At 60.0% G+C, this 14676-nt stretch carries 16 protein-coding genes; 3 read left to right on the forward strand and 13 right to left on the reverse strand.

What is annotated here, in order from left to right:
- Positions 1 to 137 precede the first annotated feature (137 nt).
- From phnN to phnG, 9 genes are read right to left on the reverse strand one after another with little or no spacing between them, the layout of a single operon-like run.
- A complete protein-coding gene (gene phnN, locus H586_RS0112965) occupies positions 138 to 692 on the reverse strand; it encodes a phosphonate metabolism protein/1,5-bisphosphokinase (PRPP-forming) PhnN (protein ID WP_027182271.1) in 555 nt (184 codons plus the stop codon).
- Positions 689 to 1399: a DUF1045 domain-containing protein gene (locus H586_RS19255; RefSeq protein ID WP_011369061.1), complete on the reverse strand. Its 711-nt coding sequence runs from the start codon at positions 1397 to 1399 to the stop codon at positions 689 to 691. Before H586_RS19255 ends, phnN begins: the two co-directional genes overlap by 4 nt.
- A gap of 57 nt (positions 1400 to 1456) precedes the next feature.
- On the reverse strand, positions 1457 to 2623 hold the full coding sequence (locus H586_RS0112975) for an alpha-D-ribose 1-methylphosphonate 5-triphosphate diphosphatase (RefSeq protein ID WP_027182272.1): 1167 nt from the start codon (positions 2621 to 2623) through the stop codon (positions 1457 to 1459).
- Positions 2620 to 3318 (reverse strand): phosphonate C-P lyase system protein PhnL, encoded by a 699-nt coding sequence (phnL, locus tag H586_RS0112980; protein WP_011369059.1) that lies wholly within the window; start codon positions 3316 to 3318, stop codon positions 2620 to 2622. Before phnL ends, H586_RS0112975 begins: the two co-directional genes overlap by 4 nt.
- Before the next feature lie 38 nt (positions 3319 to 3356).
- A complete protein-coding gene (gene phnK / locus H586_RS0112985; protein WP_420835301.1) occupies positions 3357 to 4211 on the reverse strand; it encodes a phosphonate C-P lyase system protein PhnK in 855 nt (284 codons plus the stop codon).
- The gene (locus H586_RS0112990) at positions 4204 to 5160 is read right to left on the reverse strand and encodes an alpha-D-ribose 1-methylphosphonate 5-phosphate C-P-lyase PhnJ (protein WP_027182274.1); all 957 of its coding nucleotides are present in this window, start codon (positions 5158 to 5160) and stop codon (positions 4204 to 4206) included. The genes phnK and H586_RS0112990 overlap by 8 nt, the downstream gene beginning before the upstream one ends.
- A complete protein-coding gene (locus tag H586_RS0112995; protein WP_027182275.1) occupies positions 5160 to 6356 on the reverse strand; it encodes a carbon-phosphorus lyase complex subunit in 1197 nt (398 codons plus the stop codon). The genes H586_RS0112990 and H586_RS0112995 overlap by 1 nt, the downstream gene beginning before the upstream one ends.
- Positions 6347 to 6958, reverse strand: a complete 612-nt coding sequence (gene phnH / locus H586_RS0113000; protein WP_011369055.1) for a phosphonate C-P lyase system protein PhnH — start codon at positions 6956 to 6958, stop codon at positions 6347 to 6349. The genes H586_RS0112995 and phnH overlap by 10 nt, the downstream gene beginning before the upstream one ends.
- Positions 6955 to 7410 carry a phosphonate C-P lyase system protein PhnG gene (gene phnG, locus H586_RS0113005; RefSeq protein WP_011369054.1) on the reverse strand — a complete coding sequence of 152 codons (456 nt, stop codon included), beginning with the start codon at positions 7408 to 7410 and terminating at the stop codon, positions 6955 to 6957. Before phnG ends, phnH begins: the two co-directional genes overlap by 4 nt.
- 136 nt (positions 7411 to 7546) lie before the next feature.
- Here phnG and phnF point away from each other — a divergent pair, with 136 nt between their 5' ends.
- The gene (gene phnF, locus H586_RS0113010; protein WP_027182276.1) at positions 7547 to 8329 is read left to right on the forward strand and encodes a phosphonate metabolism transcriptional regulator PhnF; all 783 of its coding nucleotides are present in this window, start codon (positions 7547 to 7549) and stop codon (positions 8327 to 8329) included.
- Between the two features lie 11 nt (positions 8330 to 8340).
- Here the strand turns inward: phnF and phnE are convergent, their stop codons facing one another.
- From phnE to phnC, 3 genes are read right to left on the reverse strand one after another with little or no spacing between them, the layout of a single operon-like run.
- The gene (gene phnE / locus H586_RS0113015) at positions 8341 to 9438 is read right to left on the reverse strand and encodes a phosphonate ABC transporter, permease protein PhnE (protein WP_011369052.1); all 1098 of its coding nucleotides are present in this window, start codon (positions 9436 to 9438) and stop codon (positions 8341 to 8343) included.
- A gap of 26 nt (positions 9439 to 9464) precedes the next feature.
- Positions 9465 to 10346: a phosphonate ABC transporter substrate-binding protein gene (phnD, locus tag H586_RS0113020; RefSeq protein ID WP_027182277.1), complete on the reverse strand. Its 882-nt coding sequence runs from the start codon at positions 10344 to 10346 to the stop codon at positions 9465 to 9467.
- Between the two features lie 57 nt (positions 10347 to 10403).
- On the reverse strand, positions 10404 to 11231 hold the full coding sequence (phnC, locus tag H586_RS0113025) for a phosphonate ABC transporter ATP-binding protein (RefSeq protein WP_011369050.1): 828 nt from the start codon (positions 11229 to 11231) through the stop codon (positions 10404 to 10406).
- Positions 11232 to 11671: 440 nt separating this feature from the next.
- On the opposite strand from phnC, the gene H586_RS19260 reads away from it, so the two are divergent.
- Together H586_RS19260 and panF are read left to right on the forward strand one after the other, a co-directional pair.
- Complete coding sequence (locus tag H586_RS19260; RefSeq protein WP_011369049.1) at positions 11672 to 12031, forward strand: YhdT family protein; 360 nt, start codon at positions 11672 to 11674, stop codon at positions 12029 to 12031.
- Positions 12028 to 13512 (forward strand): sodium/pantothenate symporter, encoded by a 1485-nt coding sequence (gene panF, locus H586_RS0113040; protein WP_011369048.1) that lies wholly within the window; start codon positions 12028 to 12030, stop codon positions 13510 to 13512. The genes H586_RS19260 and panF overlap by 4 nt, the downstream gene beginning before the upstream one ends.
- A gap of 111 nt (positions 13513 to 13623) precedes the next feature.
- Here panF and H586_RS0113045 read toward each other — a convergent pair whose 3' ends face one another.
- Positions 13624 to 14529, reverse strand: a complete 906-nt coding sequence (locus H586_RS0113045) for a glycosyltransferase family 2 protein (RefSeq protein ID WP_027182279.1) — start codon at positions 14527 to 14529, stop codon at positions 13624 to 13626.
- Positions 14530 to 14676 lie beyond the last annotated feature (147 nt).

Here is a 14676-nt window from a genome sequence, read left to right on the forward strand (position 1 = left end):
AAAAGTAGAGGCTACGCCACCTTGGTCAGGCCCCCTAGAAATGGGGGGGATTACCATCTGCCGCATGGCGGTCTGATATGGCCGTCTGACATGGCCGGATATCACAGCGCGCCCGTAACACGGGCGCGCTGTGTGTTTCAGCGAAGATAAGGGCGCAATAATGAGAAAAAGCGCTCCGCTGCCGCCTGCACTGTGGAGTCATTGACAATGACGGCGCAATCTTTGCCGGTGCCGCAGTCCGCCAGCAGGCAGTTGTGCTGCAGGCGTCTGCGAATCTGCGCTTCAGTCTCGCGCCCCCGCTGTGCAAGGCGTTCTGCAATCAGACTTTCGGGTGCCGTCACAAGCACGGGATGCATGGCGGGGTACCGCAGCAGTGCGCTTTTCAGATAGCCTCGCGAACCGTTGACGACCACGGCGTGTCCCTGTGCCAGCCATCCGTCGATTTCTATGCCTATGCCGTAGTGCAGACCGTGGCTTTGCCAGTGCAGGGCAAACTGACCTGCATGACGCATGTCGTCGAATTCTTGGGGATGAAGCGGCATGTGGCGTTCACCGCCGGCTGATGCAGGCCGTGTGATGTACCGCCGTGCAAAGAGAACTCCGGCGCATTCCGCGCGGCTGCGCACGGCATCCAGCACGGTATCCTTGCCCGCGCCGGAAGGCCCCATGACATAAAACAGCGGGCCGGTCACTGCGCATTCTCCTGTGTGCTGCCCAGTGCCACGCGGGCGCGTTCGGTAAACGGCGAGCTGCGGTCAGGCTGAAAGCATACCGTGACTTCGTGTACGGGCACGGCATCTGCCAGATACGCATGCAGCAATGCTTCAAGCCTGTTTTTGTATTCCGGCCGCAGGCGCGTTTCCACGGCATCGGTCAGCGTCATGTGAAAGCGGTATTCCTCAAGCACAAACGGATAGCCGAACCGGCGCAGCAGACGCTCCTGCCGTCCGGAAAGTCCTTTGCGCATATGGCGTTCAAGGTCGTGGCGCGAAAGAGGCGCCCGCAGGTGGTCAAGCCTGCGTACACAGTCGGCGGCCAGTTTGTGCAGTGCGGGCGAAACTGCCGTGGGAGTAAGTGCCAGAAAATTGCCGAAATAGCTTACGGCAAGGCCGGAAAGGGCGAAGGGGCTGTGTTCGCGGCATATGGTTGCTGTCTCGCGCAGCAGGTCTTTTTCGGTGACTTCCGGCGCCAGTTCGAAAGGAGCCTTGAGCGTGGCGTGAAAGCCGTATTTTTTGGGTGCACCGGTCAGAGAGGCGTGCTCCGGAACGGAAAACCCGAGCGGCGGGCGGGGCGGTTTTCTGTGCGGGTCGTCGGGTGTTCTGCCCAGCCAGTCCGTGCCCAGAGCTTCCAGTCGCGAGCGGCGCGGCGGCAGGTAATAGATGGCATAACGTGCGGTCATGGTGTGTCTCCGGCGTTTATCCCTGTGCAATTCAGTCGGGCGGTTGCGGCCTGCCGTCTACAGCAGGCGGTTGCCGCCCCGCCATACCGTGCGCACCACGGGCACATCGTCCACCAGCTTCACCCGGACAATATCCGCGCGTTTGCCGGTTGCTATCTCGCCTCTGTCGTGCAGGCTGAGCAGACGAGCGGGGTTGGCCGTCACCGTGGCCAGCGCCTCATGCAGCGGTATGCCGACCTGCTGATGCAGCATGAAGGCGCCGTGCAGCAGGCTTGCGGGAACATAGTCGGAAGAAAGGATGTCCAGCAGGCCCTGCGCCGCCAGTTCGCGTGCGGATATGTTACCGGAATGTGATCCGCCGCGCACCACATTGGGAGCGCCCATGACAATACCCAGCCCCAGCTTGCGAGCTTTGGCCGCGGCTGCGGCCGTGGTGGGAAATTCCGATATGGTTATGCCTTCGCGCACGGCCTCGGCCACATGTTCTTCGGTGGTATCGTCGTGGCTGGCCACGGGTATGCCCCGTCTGTGGCACATGGCCAGAATCACGGAGCGGTTGACGGCGGCGTTGCGTTCCTGCTCGCCTTTCAGTTTTTCCACCAGTCCGGAAAACTGCTCGTCAGTCCAGTCTTCCTGTTTGTAGTATTCGCGGTACTTGGCGTAGTCGCAGAACTGCCGCTGTCCGGGAGTGTGGTCCATCAGCGAGACAAGCCGCAGGATAGCCTCATCCGCATACGGTTCAAACATTTCCATGACATAGGGGTCGCATATTTCGCAACGCAGATGCATCTGATGATCGGCCCGCAGAATATTTTTGCTGCGGGCGTCCCGTATGGCCGCCACCGACATGGACAGCAGGGTGTGCCGCATTTTGCCTTCATTCAGCTGGCCGCAGCATATGGAGTCGAGCACCGTGGTTATGCCGGAACCGACAACCTGTGTGTCGTGCGCCACCAGTGCGGCAAGCGCCGAAGGCCACAGCACGCCCGGACGGGGCTGAAACTGGGTTTCCAGATGGTCGGTGTGCATCTCAATAAGCCCGGGGATGATATAGTCGCCTTCAACGTCGCGTACCATGCTGCCGCCGCAGCTGCATACCCCTCCGGTGCGGACGGTGCCCTCTTCCACGGCGGCAATGGTTTCGTCCCGGGTGACAACGGTGCCGTATATGGTTCCCTGCGGGGTGACCACATTGGCGTTGGTGAATATGACTTCTCCGGTCATGCCGCCATCTCCATGGTCTGCATGTCAAAAACACGGTCGGCCACGGCACCGCGCACGTCGTCATCATGAAAGATGCCTACAACGGCGGTTCCGCGTGCTTTTGCCTCATGTATCAGCTCTGTCACTATCTGCTTGTTGGCGCCGTCCAGCGATGCCGTGGGCTCGTCCAGCAGCAGCACGGGGTAGGGCACGGCAAATCCCCGTGCGATGTTCACGCGCTGCTGTTCGCCGCCGGAAAACGTGGCGGGTGCAATGTCCCACAGTCTGCGCGGAATATTCATGCGCTCCAGCAGTTCGGCTGCCTGTTTCCGGGCTTCTGCCGTATGGCCCGTCACTTCTTTGCGGGCGGCCGCCACTATATCCAGTGCGGTAACGCGCGGAATGACGCGCAGAAACTGGCTGACATAGCCTATGGTGTATTTGCGGATTTCCAGCACCTTGCGCGGCGGGGCCGGGACAATATCCACCATGGTGCCGCGGTGCAGCACGCTGATGGAGCCGGCTGTGGGTTTGTAGTTTGCATACAGCGAGCGCAGCAGGGTGGATTTGCCCGCGCCGGACCGGCCGGAAAGCGCTACGCATTCTCCGGCCCGCACCTGAAGTGAAAGATTGTTGAAGACAGCGATGTGTGTTCCTCCCTGATTATGCAGGGTGAATGTTTTGCACACGTTCTGCACGTCCAGCATTACAGTCATGAATCAGTTCCTGTGAATGATGTGAAAAGGGTTGCGGGTCAGACCTGCAGGATGGAAGAAACCAGCAGCTGGGTGTAGTGGTGGTGCGGGTCGTCCAGCACCTGATCGGTCAGACCTGCCTCCACCACCTGCCCCTGACACATGACCATGAGCCGGTGTGCCAGAATGCGGGCCACTGCCAGATCATGCGTCACAATAACCACGGCCAGTCCCATGTCGGCCACCAGCCCGCGCAGCAGGTCCAGCAGGCGCGCCTGTACCGAAACATCCAGCCCGCCGGTGGGCTCATCCATAAAAACAAGCCGCGGGGCAGATACCAGATTGCGTGCTATCTGCAGCCGCTGCTGCATGCCGCCGGAAAAGGTGCGCGGCAGGTCGTCCATGCGGTTGCGGGCAATTTCCACACGGTCCAGCCACGTGGCCGACCGCTGGCGGATGTTGCCGTAGTGACGCATGCCCACGCCCATGAGCCGTTCGCCGATGTTGGCACCCGCGCTCACATTGCCCCGCAGGCCGTCGCGGGGGTTCTGGTGCACATATCCCCACTCCGTGCGCATGAGCATGCGGCGGATATGCTCCGGCGCGGCGTGCACATTGCACAGGGTGCCGTCCTTGCCGCGATAGTGCACCGAGCCGCAGGTGGGTGCCTGACGGCCGGAAATGCAGTTGAGCAGCGTGGATTTGCCGGAGCCGGATTCGCCTACAATGCCGATGATTTCGCCGGGGTAGAGATCAAAGGAGACATCAAGGCAGCCTGCGCGGTCTCCGTAATATCTGCTCAGCCCTTTGACGCTGAGAAGCGGATTTTCTTCGCAATGCGCTGCGGGCATGCCGGGTGCGGGTATATTCCGTGCGGCCGGAAAACGGCCGGAAACGCTGAGCAGATTATCCATTGTCGGCTTCCTCCTTCCGGCCGGATGCAGGCACCGGTTCACGGTGCGCAGAGGGCGCGGCCATGGCGCCGGTGTGCCCCTGCGCTCTGCGTCCGGCGCAGTAGTTGCTGTCGGAACAGACAAACATCCTGTTTCCCTGGTTATCGAGAATTATTTCATCAAGGTAGCTGTCGGATGCCCCGCACAGCCCGCATACGTCATCCCATTGCTGCACGCTGAACGGATGATCCTCGAAGTCGAGGCTGCGTACCGCGGTGTACGGCGGGATGGCGTAGATGCGCTGTTCGCGGCCTGCCCCGAACAGCTGCAGCGCCGGGCTGTTGTCCATTTTGGGGTTGTCAAACTTGGGGTTGGGCGAGGGACTGGCGATGTATCTGCCTGCCACCAGCACGGGGTAGTCGAAGCTGGTGGCAATATGACCGTGACGGGCAATATCTTCGTACAGCTTCACATGCATCACCCCGTACTCCTGATGTGCATGCATTTTGCGCGTTTCGGTTTCCCGCGGTTCCATCCAGCGCAGCGGTTCGGGAATGGGTACCTGAAAAATCAGTATCTGCCCGTCGCTGAGCGGCTGTTCGGGAATACGGTGACGGGTCTGGATGAGTGTTGCTCCGGCGGTGTCCTCCGTGGTGGCAACTCCCGTTGTGCGCCGGAAAAAGCTGCGGATGGAGACCGCGTTGGTGGTGTCGTCCGCGCCCTGATCGATAACCTTGAGGGTGTCGTCACGCCCGATGACCGACGCGGTTATCTGGATGCCGCCCGTGCCCCAGCCGTACGGCATGGGCATTTCGCGGCTGGCGAAAGGCACCTGATAACCGGGAATCGCCACGGCTTTCAGTGTGGCGCGGCGCACCATGCGCTTGGTCTGTTCGTCCAGAAAGGCGAAATTATACCCCTGCGCCGCAAGCCGTGGGCCGCCTGCTGCTGTGGTGTTGCACTGTGTCATTATGCTGCTCCTTCCAGCAGGGCGGCGCTGGCGCTGTCCTGCTGGTCCGCCTGCTGTGCCGCCTGCTGTGCCGCCTGTTCGCGCGCTTCTCTGCGGGCTTTGCTCTGCGCCCAGTTGGTGCGCAGGCGGCGCAGTATTTCCAGCTCGCTCTGAAAGTCCACATGATGCGGCAGCTTGAGGTGCTCCACAAAACCTGTGGCTTCAACATTGTCGCTGTGCATCAGCACAAATTCTTCATCCTGTGCGGGCGCGGTGATATCTTCATGCAGTTCGCGGCAGCGCAGGGCGCGGTCCACCAGCGCCATGGAAATGGCTTTGCGTTCGCCGCTGCCGAAGGTGATGCCGTATCCTCTGGTAAAGGCCGGCGGCGTGTCTTCGCTGCCGTCATACAGCGAGACGATTTCGCTTTCGGTAACGGTGATGTCGCCTATGTTGACGGCGAAACCCAGTTCTTCGGGCACCACATGCACGGCAACGCTGCCCATGCGTATTTCGCCGGCAAAAGGATGGCCCCCGGAGCTTTTGAAGCCGCGCTGGGTGGAGTAGCCCATGGCGAGTAAAAAACCTTCGTCGGCACGGGTGAGGTTCTGCAGACGGATATCGCGTTCAGCAGGCAGTTCCAGAGGTTCGCGTGTTATGTCGCCCACATGGTGCGCGTCAGGATTTCCGGCTGCTTCCACCAGCCCGTCGCCATGCAGAAAGTCGAGTATGCGCGGTGTTTCCGCATGGGGTTCCTGCAGCGGTTCCGCCTGCAGCGGGGCAGGCGGTGCGGCGTGCCGGTTTGCCTGTCCGTCTGCCAGTGAAAAGTCGAGCAGCCGGTGTGTGTAGTCAAAGGTGGGGCCCAGCAGCTGTCCGCCGGGCATGTCTTTGAACGCTGCGGAAATCCGCCGTCTGAGCTGCATGGCTGTTGTTTCCAGCGGCAGACTGGTGCAGAGCCGCGGCAGGGTGGTGCGGTAGGCCCGCAGCAGAAAAATGGCCTCGATGGCATCGCCGCGGGCCTGTTTAAGGGCCAGTGCTGCCAGTTCCGGATCATACAGCGAACCTTCGGTCATGACGCGGTCCACTGCCAGCCGCATCTGTTCGCGTATCTGGGCCACGCTGATTTCCGGCACTGCGGGATCGCCGCGGCGTTCTGCGGCCAGATACAGGTGTGCGCTGGCAATGGCTTTTTCGCCGCCTTTCACTGCTACATACATGTTGTCTGCCTCCGTATGCGTACCGTGCGCGGAAGGCAGAGCACTCCTTCGGGCGCGGCAAGGATGGTGTCTGTTCCCTGCGGAAACAGCGCGGCGTTGGCCTGATGCATTGTCCAGAAGGCATCGGCCAGTCCGCTTACGGAAATGTGTGCCTCTTTCTGTATGCCGGGCCCCTGCAGCGTTACCGGTCCGGCTGCTGCTGCGGACTGCACCTGAATGATGAGCGTGGCTGACCTGTCGGGGTATTCCGGCGTGCCTGTGGCAAAACGGGACCAGTCCGGCACGGTGTTACTGTCTGTGATGACGGCGAATGCGGCATCTTCCGGACGGTGTGTCAGCGGACAGCCGCAGTGGAACTGCAGCCAGTGCGCCAGCGGACTTTCCGGCTGCTGCAGCCAGACGGGGGTTTCGTGGTCCAGCAGGGTCAGAGCCACTCCTGCCGCGGCGGGGCTGCATGGCGCGGGCACCTGCTGCGGCATTGCCTCGCCGCAAGGTGCGCACACGGTGCCCGGACGCGACATGGCGTTGAGCAGGGCACGGTACCACTGCTGACTGTGGTGTACCGGGTCGGCAAAGCCGGGAAGCATCTGCTGCTTGGTCATGGCTGGTCCTCCCCGCGTACCATGGTGAAAAATTCCACTCTGGTGGCCGCGGCCTGCGCCGCCTGCGTGCGGCGGGTTGCGGCTATGCGCTGCTGCAGAGGCAGTATGACCGTGCGTGTGAGCGTGCCGGTGTGTTCAGGGTCTTGCAGCAACCCGTCAAAGACCGCGGCCAGCTCGGCGTGGCGGCTGCTGCGGCCCGCCACATAGGCGTGTCCGGCAAAGCCGTTCACATCCACCGCACAGCGGGTCAGGGTCATTTCACCCATATTGAACGGAGCGCCGCTGCCGTTGGTGCGTGCCTGCACCATGGCCAGTCCGGTTTCGGGCTGCCGCAGCAGCGCATATTCTGGTCGGCGGGGCAGGCTGTTCCAGGCTGCTTCCAGCTCGGCCAGCGGGGCCCGTGCCAGTACGGACATCCAGTGCTGCCGTGTTTCTGTAGGTATCTGATCCATGTCTGTTTCCGGATGTATGCTTATGGTTGTCTAGATAACTTTATGTGTTTCTGTAACACTGCCGGCATGCTTTCATTCTGCCGTCCGTCTATGCTGCCTGTTCCGCATGGAACACAGCAAAAAGGAGAGGCAAGCAATGACGCATGACACGGTACCTGTTGCGCATCGGGAACTGGAACGGGGAAACGGAGTGGCGCTGTGGCGCCAGATTCAGGCTGTGCTGGAGCATGACCTGCGCAGCGGATATGTGGCTGCAGGTGAAAAACTGCCCACGGAGCGGCAGCTGGCACAGCGTTTCGGCGTAAACCGTCATACCGTGAGGCAGGCGCTGGCTGAACTTGCCCGTAAGGAGCTTATCGTTGTGGAACAGGGACGCGGCGCGTTCGCCCGCAGGGACAAGCTTGATTACGCGCTTGCGCGGCGGGTCCGCTTCAGCGAAAACCTGCTGCGGCAGAGCCGTATTCCCAGTGAGCGGCTGCTGGGCAGCGACAAAGTGCAGGCCGGGCGCAGGGCGGCGGAAGCGCTGCAGGTGCTGCCCGCCACGATGCTGCTGCGGCTGCGCACCGTGGGTAATGCCGACGGCCGCCCCCTGTGCTGCACCACGCACTATTTTCCGTACGGGCGGTTTGCGGGTTTTGCCGCTGTCTACGGACAGCTGCATTCCGTCACTGCTGCATTCCGGGCGCTGGGGGTGGCTGATTATGTACGCACCTCCACCCGCATCACGTCCAGAATGCCCGATGCCGCAGAGGTCCGGGCGCTGGGGCTGGCGCGGCAGACTCCGGTGCTGGTGGTGGAATCGGTCAATGCCGACGGCGCCGGTACTCCCGTGGAATACGGGGTGTGCGTCTGGGCGGCCGACCGCATCCAGTTTGTCATCGATGCCGCGGAAAGCGTCTGCGGCGGTACAGGCGGCTGAACTGCGCATGGTTATACAAACCTGCTGCGGATGATGCCGCACATGTAATCGATGACGGTGACCATGAGGATGACCAGAATCATCATGGTGCTTACTTCGCGGTACAGGTAGCCGTTCAGCTTGTCGAAAATCAGAAAGCCTATGCCGCCGGCACCCACAAATCCCAGAATGGTGGCGCTGCGCACGTTGGTTTCAAAGCGCAGCAGGCTGTAGCTGACAATGAGCGGCATCATCTGCGGCAGCACGGAAAAGACAATGGTCTGTACCGAGCTGGCGCCGCTGGCTTCCACGGCTTCCACCTGACCGGGTTCGATGGCTTCGATACCTTCGCTGAACACCTTGCTGAGAATGCCGAACGAGTGGATGGCAAGGGCCAGCACCCCGGCATAAGGCCCCAGACCGATGACTGCCACGAAAATGAGGGCCATGACGAATTCATTGAATCCGCGGCAGAAGTCGAGCAGCCGCCGCATGGCAAACTGGATGCTGCGGCGCAGCTTTTTGCGGGCGGGCGAGCTGCCCGGCAGAATAAGACACAGCGTGTTGCGTGCCGCCAGCATGGATGCGGGAATGGCTGCCACAAAAGCCAGCAGCGTGCCCCATATGGCTATGGCAATGGTTTCAATCAGGGCGCGGCTGTACTGCATCAGGGGGCCGGTACGCATTTCCGGAGGAAAGAAACCGCCGCGCTTTTCATCCAGCACCCGTTCGTATTCTTCCTGCACTATGGCGTCGAATGCCGCAGGGTCCATCGCGGCCAGCCTTTTTTCGGCCAGTTCGTTGCCGCGTCCGGTCATTTCCGTAAAGTCCGCGGAGCCTTTGGCAGCCATTTCTTTGCGCACTTCGTCCATGGCTTCCTGATGGATGATGATGGCGGGCAGCCTGCGTGCCTGTTCCATGGCAGCCGTTCTGTCGGCATCTGAAATGCTGTGCCCGAACAGGTATTCCACGGCGTTGTTGCGTTTTTCGTACAGTTTGACGGGGTCGATGCCGCACCACACGTACGTTACGGCAAGGACTGCTGCTACAGTGAGGCTCATGAGTCCGAGAAGGACCCTCTGGGTGAGGGTCTTTCTCGGGGTGAGCTGTTCGAGGGTCAGTTCTGACATGCTCTTTTCCGGTGGATGGACTGGTGCTATTTGGCTGCCAGTTCGTTTTTCAGGCGCTTCAGGTAGCGGATGATGTCGTAGGTGCTGTCGTCGGTGTACTGGTATCCGCCGTTCTGCAGTTTTTCGAGTCCGGCTTTGTCGGCGTTGAACATGAGCATGGCGCCGGTGAACGCTGCTTTCAGGCTCTGGGGCAGGTCGCGTCTGGCGGCCATGGGGGCACCGGGAATCAGCTCGGACCGCCACAGAATGCGGAAGTCGTCGGCGGCCACCTGTCCTTTTTCAATCATGCGGTCGAGGTCGATGTTGTTGGTGGCCGCAGCTTCGATGGCCTTGTTTTTCACTGCCAGAATGGACGCACCGTGTGATCCGGAAAACTTGACCTGCTTGAAGTAGTCTTCGGGTTTCACTTTCAGGTCGCGGGCAAAAAGCACGTTGGGCACAAGGTATCCCGACGTGGAATTGGGATCGGTGAAGGCGAAAACGCGTCCCTTGATGTCGTCAAGCTGCATCATGTCGGAATCTTTGCGCACGATGATGATGCCGGTGTATCCGGGCTGCTTTTCCTTGTTCAGTTCCATCACCAGCGCCTGTGCGCCTGCCTTTTCCGATGCTTCCACATAGCTTTTGGGTCCGAAGTACGCGAAATCGATGTGCTGGTGGGCCATGGCGGTGATGATGCCCGCATAGTCGGAAGCGCTGAAGGCTTCCACCTCGATGCCCAGAATGTTGCGGAGGTGCTCGGTAAGAGGGGCAAACCTTTTTTTTATGTCGGCGTTGCCCTCGGTGGGTATGAAGCCCACGCGGATTTTTGCGGGCCAGTTTTCGGGGGTGGAGGCGGCCATGGCGGGAATGACCATGGAAACCAGCATGACTGCAGTCACAATGCCTACGATACAACGTCGGAACATGTTTTTTCTCTCCATAGCGGTTAAAGGGGGCGTAAGTAATCTGGTGCCGGGCAACGGCTACGCACAGGCGGCCAGTTCTCCGAAGGCTTCGTTGATGCGCGCGCCGTAGATATCGGTAATCAGGTCGTCGGTAAGGCAGGATGGCGGGACATCGTGTATGATTTTTCCTTTGCGCATGCCCACGATGCGTTTGCCGTACCGTGTGGCAAAGTCGATGTGGTGCAGGTTGACCAGCACGGGTATGTGCCGTGTTTCATGAATCTGCATCAGCGTGTCCATAACCACCTCCGCACTGTGCGGGTCCAGACTGGCTATGGGTTCGTCAGCCAGAAAGATTTCAGGTTCCTGCGCCAGCGCCCGCGCTATGGCCACGCGCTGCTGCTGCCCGCCGGAAAGTGTGTCGGCGCGCTGAAACGCAAGATGCTCAATGCCCACCTGCTGCAGACATTCAAAGGCGAATTCTTTTTCGTTACGGCTGAAGTGGCGTACCAGCGTGCAGCAGTGGCCGATGAACGAGCTGTTGAAACGCAGCCGGCTGACCAGCACGTTTTCCAGCACCGAAAGGCGGCGCACCAGATTGAATTGCTGGAAGATCATGCCCACCTTGCCGCGAACCTGACGTATGTGACGGCCCGAGATTTTGGTTATGTCTTCGCCGAAGAGTTCCAGCGTGCCGCTGGTGGGGCGTATGAGTCTGTTTATGCAGCGCAGCAGCGAGGACTTTCCGGCACCGGAAGAGCCGATGACCGAGACGAATTCGTTGGTGTGCACCGTCAGCGACACATCGGAGACGGCCCGGGTGCCGTTGGGGTATATTTTGTTCAGCTGGTGTGCTCTGATGGCCGGTACCGGCAGCCGGGCGGCAGGTCTGGTTGTGTTGTGCATGGCGCATTCCCTTTTTCAGTCCCCTGCTGGGGCGTTTGTCATTTTCCGTTGCGGGAATACTAGGCGGCCATTGTGGAGGGTCTGTTACACGTATATGCCAGACTCTTGACCGCGGCAGAACGTGCAGACAAATCGGATACAGGTCTAAGGGGCTTTTTTTGAGCAGTTAAAACGGTGTACTATGCGCTTGTGACGGCCTGCGGGACATGACGGCGCGTGCAGGCGTGCTGCCAATGTGACAGCCGTGTGACCGGCCGGTGCGCTGCTGTCGGCGGCAGCAAGCCGCTGCCGGGTACACGGGGCAAGGTTGACACTGCTGCCGGTGCCGCATACAGACGCAGGCGCACCGCCGGGGTGGTGCTGTCCGGCGGCGCGGTCTGCGGGTACTGCCGGTTTGCAACCATGGTTTTTTGTTTTTCCAGACGCACAAGAGAGTTGTTATGAAAACGCGCAAGGACCGCCGGTTCACACAGGCCAACAAAGAGGCCGGTTTTGCTCTGGGGGCGTATGCTTTGTATTTTATCTGGTGGTATGTCTGTGCCTACGGGCTGGGTGACAGCGACCCGGAGCAGTACGGTTATGTGATGGGACTGCCGGAATGGTTTTTTTACAGTTGCATTGTGGGGTACCCGCTTATCACGCTGTTGCTGTGGGGTATTGTGAGGTTGTTTTTTCGCGAGGTGCCGCTGGATGACGGTCAGGACAGCACCGCACAGGCTGCCGGAACTGCCGGGGACACGGCGTATGGTGCCGGCGGCGGGGCGGGTGCTGTTGCAGACAAGGACGGTGGACAGCAATGAGCGCTCCGCTGATGACTGCCATTCCTGTTGTGCTGTACCTTGCCTTTTCGTTCGCGGTGGCGTTGTGGGCGCGGCGCAAGGCTGATTCGCAGGCCACATCACAGGGTGTTCTTGAGGAATATTATATCGGCGGACGCACCATGGGCGGCTTTGTGCTGGCCATGACCATCATCGCCAGCTACACCAGCGCCAGCAGCTTTGTGGGCGGGCCGGGAGTTGCCTACCGGCTGGGGCTCAGCTGGGTGCTGCTGGCCATGATTCAGGTGCCCACAACCTTTCTGACACTGGGTGTGCTGGGCAAGCGCTTTGCCATTGTGGCGCGCAGAACCGGTTCCGTGACACTGACGGATTATCTGCGGGCACGATATGCCAGCAATACAGTGGTCAATCTGTGTTCGCTGGCGCTGCTTGTTTTTTTCATGGCAGCCATGCTGGCTCAGTTCATCGGCGGGGCGCGGCTGTTTCAGGCTGTTACGGGGTATCCGTATGTGGTCGGGCTGGCGCTGTTCGGCATAACGGTGGTGCTGTACACTTCGGTGGGTGGCTTTCGTGCCGTGGTGGTTACTGATGCCGTGCAGGGCATAGTAATGGTGATTGCCGTGGTTGTGGTGCTGCTGGCCGTGGTGGACGCAGGCGGAGGCATGGCACAGTGCGTGGCCACGCTCAAGGCTATCGATCCCGGTCTGATTACCCCTTCGGGGCCTGATAATGCGGTGCCCAAACCGTTTATTCTTTCTTTCTGGGTTCTTGTCGGCCTTGGTGTTATCGGCCTGCCGCAGACGGCGCAGCGTTGCATGGGATACAAGGACGCGCGCGCCATGCACAACGCCATGGTCATCGGGACGCTGCTCATCGGCTTCATGATTCTGTGCGCCCATCTGGCAGGCACGCTGGGACGCGCCGTGCGGCCGGACCTGCCTGCGGGTGACCTTGCCATTCCCACGCTTATTGTCGACCTGCTGCCGCCTTTCTGGGCAGGGGTGTTTATTGCCGGACCGCTGGCCGCCATCATGTCCACGGTGGATTCCATGCTGCTGCTGGCTTCCGCCGCCATCGTCAAGGATCTGTATGTGCACTACCGGCTGCAGGGCGATGCTTCAAGGCTGAAACCGGTCACGATGAAAAAGATGAGTCTTGCCAGCACCGGTGTCATCGGTGTGCTGGTTTTTCTGGCGGCCGTGGAACCGCCCGACCTGCTGGTCTGGATCAACCTGTTCGCATTCGGCGGGCTGGAGGCCGTTTTCCTGTGGCCCATTGTGCTGGGGCTGTACTGGAAAAAAGCCAACGCCGCCGGAGCCGTGGCTTCCATTGTAACCGGTGTGTCCGTTTTTATCAGTCTTACGCTGCTCAAACCGGACATGGGCGGTATTCATGCCATTGTTCCCACCACACTGGCGGCGCTGGCGGCATTCATAGCAGGGGCCTGTTGCGGGCGTGCTCCCGACAGCCGGGTGGTTTCCGTGTTCTGGGACGAGCGCTGACCGGCCACGCGCGGCAGAAAAGCGTAACGTAAAGCCCCCGCAGCACACGACAGATGTGGCGCGGGGGCTTTTTTGCGTATCAAGACAGACTGGCGGTTTGTGTTTACAGCGCTATTTGCAGGAAAGCTGCTCCATTTTTATGTCACGCAGCAGCAGGTCTCTGCGCAGCCCTGAAATCTGATCCGCGAGCAGGGCCATGCAGAAAATGAACAGACCGCCCAGACCGCCCACCACTGTGGCGGTGGTTATATCCAGCCCTTGTGTGGCAAAAACGTACATCTGGTTGATGAACGTGGCAGCGAACAGTATAAGACTGAGCGGCAGAAATACACGCAACGGTTTGAAAAGAGTGATCAGCCGCAGGATGAGCATGAGCGTGTAAAAACCGTCTCTGACCTGCTTCACGGTGCTTTTTCCGATGCGCTCATCAACTGTTACAGAAACGAACTGCACACGGCAGCCCAACTGCAGCAGACAGACAAGAGTGCTTGTGGAAAACGAAAAACCGTCGGATGTGAGCGACAGCAGGCTGAGCATGAATCTGCGGCGGAGTATGCGCAGGCCGCAGTTGATATCCGGAATTTTTCTGCCTGTGATGAAGTTTGCAGCGTGCGCCAGTACCCATTTGCCGGGCATTCTGACAAAAGGCACATGAGAACTTTTGTCCCGCTTGCCGATAAGCGCGTCCACGTCGTCGTCTTCCAGCCTGGCCGCCATGGCTTCCAGATCTGCAATGCGGTGCTGTCCGTCAGCATCCATGGAGGCAACCCACTCGGTCTTTGCCGCCAGAATACCACGCTTGATGGACGCGCCGTATCCCATGTTCACCTCGTTGGTGATGACGGTGACCGCGGAGTCGAATTCCTGCAGGGCAGCCACAGTATCGTCAGTCGAGCAGTCGTTGACAACGATGATTTCCCATGCGTTTTCTTTGGCTTTGTTGATAAGCGGCGGCAGGGACTGGCGTAAGCCGGAAGCATCGTTATATGAAGGAATAATAATGGTTATGTTGCTCATGGTGCTGCAAGTTGTTGTTTTTTGTAGTGTTTTTTAACTTTGGTATGTAAGTGGAGATTTGCGGGTTGTCAATCAAAACTTAAAATCTGTATCGGTATGCCGTCTGCGGTCAGAGGGCTGGTTGCTTTCACGTCTTTTATCCTCTAA

It is taken from the genome of Oleidesulfovibrio alaskensis DSM 16109, assembly GCF_000482745.1.
In the GTDB taxonomy this organism is placed as follows: Bacteria; Desulfobacterota; Desulfovibrionia; order Desulfovibrionales; family Desulfovibrionaceae; genus Oleidesulfovibrio; species Oleidesulfovibrio alaskensis.